Here is a 6,819-nt window from a genome sequence, read left to right as displayed (position 1 = left end):
CGAAATCATCGCCCGCGCCGCCAAAGACCAGATCCGACAGGGCCGAGCCGGTGATCACGTCATCGTCGTTCTGGCCATAAAGCTCGTCCGAGCCGAACCCGCCCGCGATGCTGTCATTGCCATCCATCCCATAGATGAAGTCATTGCCATAGCCGCCGCGCAGCACGTCATCGCCATTGCCGCCAAAGATCGTATCGCTCAGATCATCGACCGAGGTGCCGCCATCGATGGTGTCGGTGCCGTCGCCGCCATTGACCGTATCGGCCCCGTCGCCGCCATTGATGATGTCGGCGCCGGACCCGCCGCTGACCCGGTCATCGCCCGAGCCTGCGTCGATCATGTCATCTCCGCCGCCGCCATCGACCACATCGTCGCCGCCGCCGGTGGTGATGTCATCGACCCCGTCATCGCCGGTCACCTCTTCGGCGGGGCGCAGGCTGGAGACGGTCACGGTGCGGTCGGAAAATTCCAGCAGTTCGATATTGGTCAGCGTGTCGCGATAGGAGGTCAGATCGCCACTGTCGATCAGATCGACAAAGAGCCTGTCCCCCTCGAAGGTGAAGGTCGCGGCGCCAAAGCTTTCATTGTAAACCGCCCGGTCGCGCGCGCCGGCACCACCGTCCAGAATGTCATTTCCGGCCGACCCAAACAGCCGGTCATTGCCGTCGCCGCCGCGCAGCGTGTCATTGCCGCCCGCGCCGTCGATCATGTCATCGCCGAGGCCGCCATCCAGAATGTCGTCAAACGGCGTGCCGGGAATGTCGTCGTCCTGAGTGATGATGATATCGCTCAGGCTGTCAAAGCGGATGAAATCTCCCGGTTCGAACCCCGAGCCCGGTGCGGGCGGCGTCACGGTGATCGTCCCGAGAAACGCGTTGATCGCGGCGGGGCTGGTCAGCGCGCTGTCGGGAACCGGATTGCCGTCCAGGCGGAACACATAGGACCGGTTTGCGGCGTTATCGAACGGGTTGGCCACGATGCCGGTGCCGCTGGGAGAGCTGACATTCAGGATGGTCAGGTCCAGTTCGGAGAAGTTGTCGACGTTCTCGTCATTGAGCAGCGTGACGTAATCGTCGATCTCCAGCGCCAGCAGATCTTCGTCATCGTCGAAGGACCGCCCGATGACGCGGGTCGAAAACCCGACCGTTGCATCGGGGACTACGAACTGTATCTGCGCATAGGAAATGCCTGTGACGGTGGTTTCGTCCGCGCTTTCCTGCATGACGAAGCCGGGGAGCGTATATGTGGTCATAAATGCTGGCCTGTTCTGTGTATTTTTGGTTTCTGTGTTAGTGATAGGACACCAGCGCGCGCCCGGTCAATCCGCCCGGTCCCGGTTATCTGGCCGCTGACATGGTGCTTGTCCGGCAGGGGTGCCGGGAGTAGCGTGGCGGTATTCCTTTATGTTCATTCCCGGTGACCGTTCATGCCCGACACACTTTATTTTCGCGAAACCGCGCCTCTGACCACGACCGAGGTGACGTCCTTTCTTTATGACACTTTGGCGCTGCCCTCGGGTGCTGTGGCCCGGCTCTTTTATACCGATGATGGTCCGGTGCTGCGGGTGGGAGAGAGCGAAACGCTGTTGCCCGCGCCGGAGGGGACAGTGGGTGCGCCGGCGTTCTTCCACGATCCCCGGTTCGTGGTGGCGCCCAATGGCCGGGTGGCCATCACCTATGAGGTCACGACCCCCGAAGACCCGGTCACGTTCGACTTCGACTTTGCCCTGGCCGCGGTCGGCCTGACCGAGGCGGGCGCGCTGGCCAGCGCTCCGGTGATCCTGAGCCAGGACGACGGGGCCTATTTCTGGAACAACCCGGTTCATTTCAACGGTGGCGGCTTTGCCTATGTCACCTATGAAAGCGTCTATGATGAAACCGGGGGGTATATGGGTGACATCGCCCATATCACCCGTGTGACCGCCGATGGCACGCCCTTTCCCGAACTGGATTTTCCCGAGGACCCCAATCTGATCGTCACCTCCATGCAGGCGCTGCCCGGCGGGCGGCTGGCGGTGATCTGGGAGAGTTTCATTACCGAAGGCCCCGAGAGGTTCCAGATCTACGAGGCCGATGGCAGCACGCTCAGCCCACCCCAGGTGGTGCCGGATATGTCGCTGGTCTATGGCTATTCGACCGAGCTGGAATTGCTGGTGCTGGCGGACGGGACGCTGGCCGCGCTCTGGCTGGACCGCAGCGACGAACTGGCGCCGGTCCTGAAATTCAGCCTGGTGAACGCCGATGGCACATTGGGGCCAGCGCAGAGCCTGACGACGTTTGAGGGCGACGATATCGGCTTTGGCGAATGGCGCGATGTCCAGGCGTTCGACGATGGCAGCTTTGGCGTTCTGTTCGATGTCTACACCACGAACCTGACCACCTATTACCAACGCTTTGACGCCGATGGCACAGCGCTTGGCGACCCGGTGAAAGTCGTCGATATCCCGCCTGATACCATCCTGTGGGTTGTGGTTGCCGAGCTTCTGCCCGGCGGCGGGTTCGCGGTTCTGATCGAGCAGGGCAACCCCGACGATTTCAGTGCGTTCTGGAGCCTGCAGTTTTTCGCCCCCGATGGCGCGGCCCTGGGCCCGGCGCAGCCGGTGCCCGAGCTTCCTGCCGTTGATGGCTTTGTCTATAACGTTGTTCTTCTGGTCCAACCGGATGGCAGCGTCACGGTAGACTGGCTGGCGGATATCGCCGAGGATACGGGCTTTGTTCAAACTGCAAACCAGTTGACGGTCAGCCCGGTGAGTTTCCGCGCGCTGACCGAGGGCGACGATACCGAAACACTGGCCACACCGGACGCGGTGGACGGTCTGGCGGGCGACGATGCGATCACCGGCTCGGACGGGATCGACCGGCTGCTGGGTGGCGCGGGCGATGACGCGCTGGCGGGCGGGGCAGGGGATGATTTCCTGTCCGGCGGGACGGGGACAAACACGCTGGAGGGCGGGGACGGCACCGATGCCGCCTATTTCGCCGATGTGTTCGATGCGTTCGATTTCACCTTTGACCGCGAGACCGGCGCGATCACGGTGACCGGCACCGACAGCACCGACACGCTGACCGGGATCGAACGGTTCGATTTCACCGATCTCAGCCTGGGCACCGATGAGCTGCTGCTGTTGGGCGGGTTTTATGACGACATGTTCGCCGGGTCCGAGGCCGATGACGCCTTTGCAGGCGGGTTGGGCGATGACACGATCCGGGGCCTGGGCGGCGACGACCAGCTGGATGGCGGGGTGGGCCGCGACCGGATCAATGGCGGGGATGGCGATGACACGCTGATCGGCGGGCCCGAGGACAACGACAGCCGCGACCGCATCTTTGGCGGGACGGGCGATGACGATATCCGGGGCGGGGCGGGCAATGACCTGCTGTATGGCCAGGAGGGCAATGACCTGATCATCGGCGGTCGGGGCGCCGACGATCTTTTTGGCCAGACCGGCGACGATGTGATCAGCGGCGGGTCCTATTCCGATCTGATCTTTGGCGGCGATGGGGACGATTTCCTCAATGGCGGGTTCGGCCATGACGCGGTCAATGGCGGGGCGGGGACGGATATCTTCTTTCATGCCGGGATGCGCGGCCATGGCACCGACTGGATCCAGGATTACGACGATACCGAGGGCGATATCCTGCTCTTTGGCGATACCGGCGCGGTGGCCGGGGAGTTCCGGATCCGCATGGCCCATGCCGAGAGCAGCCTGGCCGACAGGCCCGGCGATGACGATGTGGCCGAGGCCTTCATCGTGCACCAGCCCACCGGCCAGATCGCCTGGGTGCTGGTCGATGGCGCGGCGCTGGACGAGATCTGGCTGAAGATCCCCGATGGCGGCGGGACGTATGATCTTATGGATATGATCTGAAGCCGGGAGCGCCATCGCCGACCCGCCCCCACGGGGCGGCGATTTGTCAGTGTAGGCGCATCCATCTGATATCGTTATAACTTGGCAGCCATAAACCGAGTAGAAGAACGGCAGCATCGCCGCCCCTCGGGTCGGCAATGGCGCGGCTTGTCTCTATAAGGGCCAATGTCCCCTCCCAGCCCTTACCCCCGCGCGCTGTCCGCATTGGCCAGATACCAGCGATACGTCTCTTCCAGACCGCGCTCCAGGTCGATCTGCGATTGCCAGCCCATCCGCGCCAGACGGCTGACATCCATCAGCTTGCGCATCGTGCCATCGGGTTTGCTGGGATCGGTGGCGATCCGGCCCTTGAACCCGGTGACGCGCGCGATCATCCGCGCCAGATCGAGGATCGCGATATCGGTGCCGGTGCCCACGTTGATATGGCTGAGCATCGGCTCGGTATTGGCCGCATAATCGGCCTGCGGCAGGTCCAGCACAAACAGGCTCGCCGCCGCCATGTCATCCACATGCAGGAATTCGCGGCGCGGCGCGCCACTGCCCCAGATCACCACCTCGTCCTGACCGCTCTGGGCCGCCTCGTGAAAGCGCCGGATCAGGGCGGGCATGACATGGCTGTTTTCGGGGTGAAAATTATCGCCCGGCCCATAAAGATTGGTGGGCATGACCGACCGGTAATCGGTGCCATGCTGCCGGTTATAGCTTTCACAGAGCTTGATCCCGGCGATCTTGGCGATGGCATAGGGCTCGTTCGTGGGCTCCAGCGTACCGGTCAGCAGCGCATCCTCGGCCATTGGCTGGTCGGCCGCGCGCGGATAGATGCAGCTTGATCCCAGTTGCAGCAGCCGCCGGACACCTGTGGCAAAGGCCTGATGGATGACATTGCATTCGATCATCAGGTTTTCGTAAATGAAATCAGCAGGGTATGTATTGTTGGCGTGGATGCCTCCAACCCGCGCGGCGGCCAGGATCACCACATCCGGCTTTTCCGAGGCCATAAAGCCGCGCACCGCCGCCTGGTCGGTCAGGTCCAGTTCCGCATGGGTGCGGGTGATCAGGTCGGTCCCGCCCCGCTGTGCCAACTGGCGCAGGATGGCGCCGCCCACCATGCCGCGATGACCCGCGATATAGATCCGTGTCATGGCCCGCTCACCCTTCCGAGGCGATCGGCAAGCCGTAGCCGTGCTGTTTCAAGAGCGCGTGGCGCCGGGCCTCTTTGAGATCCTCGGCCACCATCTCGGCACACATCTCGCGCGCGGTGATCTCGGGCTGCCAGCCCAACCTGGCCTTGGCTTTGCTGGGATCGCCCAGCAATGTCTCCACCTCGGCGGGCCGGAAATAGCGCGGGTCGATGCGCAGGATCACGTCGCCCACGTTCACCGCCGGGGCCATGTCGCCGGTGATCGCGGCGATGCGGGCGGTCTCCTCCACGCCGCTGCCCTCGAATTCCAGTTCCAGACCCAGGTCCGCCGCCGCCCAGGTGATGAAATCTCGCACGCTGTGCTGGGTGCCGGTGGCGATCACGAAATCCTCAGGGCTGTCCTGCTGCAACATCATCCATTGCATGCGCACGTAATCCCGGGCGTGGCCCCAATCGCGCAGGGCGTCTATGTTGCCCATGTAAAGACAGCTCTCCAGACCTTGGGCGATATTGGCCAGACCGCGGGTGATCTTGCGGGTGACAAAGGTCTCGCCCCGGCGCGGGCTTTCGTGATTGAAGAGGATCCCGTTGCAGGCATAGATCCCATACGCCTCGCGGTAATTCACCGTGATCCAATAGGCATACATCTTGGCCACGGCGTAGGGCGAGCGCGGATGGAACGGGGTGGTCTCAGACTGCGGGGTTTCCTGGACCAGACCGTACAGTTCCGAGGTCGAGGCCTGATAGAACCGCGTCTTGTCCTCCAGCCCCAGAAACCGGATCGCCTCCAGAAGGCGCAGCGCCCCCATCGCATCCACATCGGCGGTATATTCGGGCGCTTCGAAACTGACGGCCACATGGCTTTGCGCGCCCAGGTTATAGACCTCGTCGGGCTGCACCTGAGAGATGATCCGGGTCAGGTTCGAGCTGTCGGTCAGATCGCCGTAATGCAACACGAACCGGGCATTGTCGGTCTGCGGATCCTGATAGATGTGATCGACGCGCTGGGTGTTGAACAGCGACGCGCGCCGCTTGATCCCGTGAACCTCATAGCCCTTCTCCAGCAGGAATTCCGCAAGATAAGAGCCATCCTGCCCGGTGATCCCGGTGATGAGGGCTGTCTTTGTCATCATGTCTCTCTTTTTGATCTTCAGGGGCCTGCCCCGGGTCGGGGGCGGACGGTACGCCATGCGCAGACGCTAGAGCAGTTTGCGTTTGATTTGAATCGCAATACGCTGCCGCTCTGCGCTCTCGGACGCGCATTGCAAGCTGGACGGCCTCACATGAAACGCAAGCCGCTTTACAGCATCGAGCAAGACATCCGCAACATGGGGCCGGGAGGGGACGCTCGTCTTCTGTCCCTGCGCGGCTCTGCGCCCGGCGATGCATGGCGGCTTCGCCTTGATTGGGTGCGGGTGAGCGGGATCAGGCCAAGAGGTCAAACACCTCGCCGCCGATCTGGAGGTTGATCTCAGCCTCGCCGCCGCCATCGACCAGGGCCCAGAGCGTTTCGCCCCGGAAATTGACAAACGCCTCCTGCACATCGTCATCGCCCGAGCGTTCCCCCGCAGGTGTCGCGGTATGGGCGAACCGGACCACGAAATCCGACGCGCGGGCGCCTGTGCCGCCGAAAACCAGAACGTCGCCCTCGGCGGCGGTGTAATCCTGCAGCCAGTCCGAGCCGTGCCCGCCGGCGGCGGCATGGAAGAACCGGCCCGCCCCCCCCCCCCCCTGGATCCGGTCGAAGCGGAACCCCCCATTCACGAATACTGGCCCGCCCACGCCAAAGACCCAACGGAAAAGGCCCAGG

4 protein-coding genes and 1 pseudogene are annotated in these 6,819 nt (G+C 63.2%); 1 reads left to right on the top strand and 4 read right to left on the bottom strand.

The genetic code is table 11. The features are described from left to right. On the bottom strand, positions 1 to 1,252 hold a 1,252-nt coding region (locus HEP69_RS23405; RefSeq protein WP_290560934.1), incomplete at its 3' end, for a calcium-binding protein. Between the two features lie 174 nt (positions 1,253 to 1,426). Between HEP69_RS23405 and HEP69_RS23400 the strand changes: the two genes are divergently transcribed. Continuing rightward, positions 1,427 to 3,868, top strand: a complete 2,442-nt coding sequence (locus tag HEP69_RS23400; RefSeq protein WP_290560933.1) for a calcium-binding protein — start codon at positions 1,427 to 1,429, stop codon at positions 3,866 to 3,868. A 182-nt stretch (positions 3,869 to 4,050) separates the two neighbouring features. Here the strand turns inward: HEP69_RS23400 and HEP69_RS23395 are convergent, their stop codons facing one another. The 3 genes and pseudogenes from HEP69_RS23395 to HEP69_RS23385 form a co-directional block, all read right to left on the bottom strand. Beyond that, positions 4,051 to 5,010, bottom strand: a complete 960-nt coding sequence (locus tag HEP69_RS23395) for a GDP-L-fucose synthase (protein ID WP_290560932.1) — start codon at positions 5,008 to 5,010, stop codon at positions 4,051 to 4,053. A 7-nt stretch (positions 5,011 to 5,017) separates the two neighbouring features. After that, entirely contained in the window at positions 5,018 to 6,139 is a 1,122-nt protein-coding gene (gmd, locus tag HEP69_RS23390; protein WP_290560931.1) for a GDP-mannose 4,6-dehydratase, read from the bottom strand. Between the two features lie 295 nt (positions 6,140 to 6,434). Beyond that, positions 6,435 to 6,819 (bottom strand): annotated as a pseudogene (locus tag HEP69_RS23385) (hypothetical protein); the annotation flags it as partial.

The organism is Aestuariivita sp. (assembly GCF_021404545.1).
Taxonomy (GTDB): domain Bacteria; phylum Pseudomonadota; class Alphaproteobacteria; order Rhodobacterales; family Rhodobacteraceae; genus Aestuariivita.
The sequence above is the reverse complement of the archived record's forward strand: the minus strand, read 5'-3'. Positions and strand labels throughout refer to the sequence as shown.